Annotated in this window: 4 protein-coding genes and 1 pseudogene; 4 read left to right on the top strand and 1 reads right to left on the bottom strand. The window is 66.8% G+C overall.

Annotated features, from left to right (window positions below):
- Positions 1-77: 77 nt before the first annotated feature.
- Entirely contained in the window at positions 78-752 is a 675-nt protein-coding gene (locus VL973_RS01120; protein ID WP_325282196.1) for a glutathione S-transferase family protein, read from the bottom strand.
- 157 nt (positions 753-909) lie between these two features.
- Between VL973_RS01120 and ccmC the strand changes: the two genes are divergently transcribed.
- From ccmC to VL973_RS01100, 4 genes and pseudogenes are all read left to right on the top strand, one after another.
- Entirely contained in the window at positions 910-1,569 is a 660-nt protein-coding gene (gene ccmC / locus VL973_RS01115) for a heme ABC transporter permease CcmC (protein WP_325282197.1), read from the top strand.
- Complete coding sequence (gene ccmD, locus VL973_RS01110) at positions 1,566-1,694, top strand: heme exporter protein CcmD (protein ID WP_325282195.1); 129 nt, start codon at positions 1,566-1,568, stop codon at positions 1,692-1,694. The genes ccmC and ccmD overlap by 4 nt, the downstream gene beginning before the upstream one ends.
- Positions 1,691-2,125, top strand: a complete 435-nt coding sequence (gene ccmE / locus VL973_RS01105; protein ID WP_325282194.1) for a cytochrome c maturation protein CcmE — start codon at positions 1,691-1,693, stop codon at positions 2,123-2,125. The genes ccmD and ccmE overlap by 4 nt, the downstream gene beginning before the upstream one ends.
- Positions 2,122-2,466: pseudogene (locus VL973_RS01100) on the top strand (heme lyase NrfEFG subunit NrfE); the annotation flags it as partial. The gene ccmE and the pseudogene VL973_RS01100, both read left to right, overlap by 4 nt.

The following is a 2,466-nucleotide window of genomic DNA, read 5'->3' as shown; positions in this document are numbered from 1 at the left end:
CATTACCCCGACATCGACCTTCACCTGTTCGACGGCACGCGCTTCGCCCGCCGCAATGGCACGCCGTTCGAGGAGGATTAGGCGCTCAGCGGCTCACGCTCATATTGTTCCAGCACCCAGTCTTCTTCCTGCGCGCCGGCGATCCAGTCCTGCATGTGCGGATGGGCGATCACCGCGCCGATATAGCCGGTGGCAAAGCGTGCGACCGGCAGCGAATAGGTGATGATGCGTGTCACCACCGGCGCGAACATCATGTCGGCGGCGCTCCATTTGCCGAACAGGAAATCGCCGTCGCCGCCGAAACGCGCGCGTGCCTGTGCCCATAATTCCATGATGCGGCTCAGGTCGATCAGCACATCGTCGTCGGGACGCGTCGGTTCATAGACCTGTCGCACGTTCATCGGGTGCTTGCGGCGAAGGGCCGCATAGCTGGAGTGCATTTCCGCCGCCATCGACCGCGCCATTGCGCGCGCGCCGGGGTCGGTCGGCCAATAACGGCCGTCGCCGGTCTTTTCGTTGAAGAACTCGATGATCGCCAGGCTGTCCCACACGACCACATCGTCGCCGTCCCACAGGATCGGCACCTTGCCCGACGACGGCGCGAATTCGTCGCCCTCCCGCCTTGCGTCCCATTCGGCGTCGTAAAGCGGGACGACCACTTCGTCGAAGGGCAGGCCCGAATGCTTGGCGGCCAGCCAACCGCGCAGCGACCATGAGCTATAGGCCTTGTTGCCTAGAATGAGCTTGAGCATGGCCGGACGTGTAGCGGCGGGGCGGGAAGGGGGCAACGCGCAAACCGTTGTTCGAACAGTGGCGTTTCGTCGCGGGGATGATTAAGAACGCCGCATCGTGCTGCACGCTTATGCCAATCCCGCCCGGTTTCTGAAGATCGCACGGCCGTTGACGCCGATGCTGGTCGTCGTCGGTCTGGCGCTGTCGATCTTTGGCGCATGGGCCGGGCTGGTGCTGACGCCGCCCGATTACCTTCAGGGTGACAGTGTTCGCATCATCTATCTTCACGTTCCCGCCGCATGGCTGGGCATGGGCGGCTGGTCGGGGGTCGCCATCGGCAGCATCGCCTATCTGGTGTGGCGCCACCCGCTGGCGGCGCTGTCGGCGCGCGCGTGCGCGGTGCCGGGGGCGCTGTTCGCGGCAGTGTGTCTGGTCACGGGGTCGATCTGGGGTCGGCCGACCTGGGGCACATGGTGGCAATGGGACGGGCGGCTGACGTCGATGCTGCTGCTGTTCTTTGTCTATCTGGCGTATATCGCGCTGACCCGTGCCGATGCACAGCGCGGCGGCGACGGGCGCATCCCGGCGCTGTTCGGATTGGCCGGGACGGTGCTGCTGCCGATCATCCGTTATTCGGTCGTGTGGTGGAACACGCTGCATCAAGGGCAGAGCATCGGGCTGACGCGATCGACCATCGACAATTCGATCCTGTGGCCGCTGCCGATCACGCTGACGGGCTTTACCCTGCTGTTCGGCGGGATCGTGTTGATGCGGATGCGCGCGCTGCTGGCGGCGGGCAAGGTGGAGGCGCGGATGCGCCGGATGGCGGCGGCATGAACCACTGGGCATTCGTCTGGGCCGCTTATGGCATCACCGCGCTGGCGACGGCGGGCATCCTCGGCCATAGCTGGTGGTCGATGCGCCGGGCGGAGCGCGCGGCAGACGCGCTGCGCCGCAAATGAAGGCAAAGCATCAACGCCTCGCGCTGGTCGCGCTGGGGCTGGCCGCTGTGATGGGCGCCAGCGCACTCGCGCTGTCGGCATTGCAGGAGGAGGCCGCGTTCTTCTACGCCCCCGCCGATGTCGCGGGCAAGGCCCCGCCGGTCGGTCGCGCGGTGCGCCTGGGCGGCATGGTCGAGCAAGGCTCAATCGAGCGGCAGGGTGACGGCGTGTCGATCGCCTTCACCGTGACCGACGGCAAGGCGGCCGTGCCCGTGACGTTCAGCGGCATTGCCCCCGATCTGTTCAAGGAAGGATCGGGTGTCGTGGCCGAAGGGCAATTCCGCGCCGATGGCAGCTTTGCCGCCGACAATCTGCTCGCCAAGCATGACGAGCGTTACATGCCCCCCGAAATGGCGGGGCGGATGGCCGCTGCCGAGACGCTGGAGCCATGATCGCCGAGGCGGGTCTGGCCGCGCTGTGGCTCGCCGCGGCGCTGGCACTGCTGCAACTGGGGCTTGCGTTGGGCGGACTGGTCACGCGCGGACCCGATGCCGCCGCGCAACTGATGGGCGGCGTCCGCCCGGCGGCGGTGGCGCAGGGGCTGCTGGCCGCGCTTGCCTTTGCGCTGCTGATCCTGGTGTTCATGCGATCCGACATGTCGGTGCTGCTGGTCGCGCAGAACAGCCATTCGGCCAAGCCGATGATCTACAAGATCGCCGGCGCATGGGGCAATCACGAAGGGTCGATGCTGCTGTGGGTCACGGTGCTGAGCCTGGCGGGCGGGGCGATCGCG

The sequence above is a fragment of the Sphingomonas sp. genome, assembly GCF_035490575.1.
Classification (GTDB): domain Bacteria; phylum Pseudomonadota; class Alphaproteobacteria; order Sphingomonadales; family Sphingomonadaceae; genus Sphingomonas.
This window is presented reverse-complemented; position numbering and strand designations above follow the sequence as displayed.

Excerpts from the sequence above, each read along its gene's own strand:
- VL973_RS01120 (WP_325282196.1), bottom strand. The coding sequence starts at position 752 with ATGCTCAAGCTCATTCTAGGCAACAAGGCCTATAGCTCATGGTCGCTG.
- ccmC (WP_325282197.1), top strand. The coding sequence starts at position 910 with ATGCTGGTCGTCGTCGGTCTGGCGCTGTCGATCTTTGGCGCATGGGCC.
- ccmD (WP_325282195.1), top strand. The coding sequence starts at position 1,566 with ATGAACCACTGGGCATTCGTCTGGGCCGCTTATGGCATCACCGCGCTG.
- ccmE (WP_325282194.1), top strand. The coding sequence starts at position 1,691 with ATGAAGGCAAAGCATCAACGCCTCGCGCTGGTCGCGCTGGGGCTGGCC.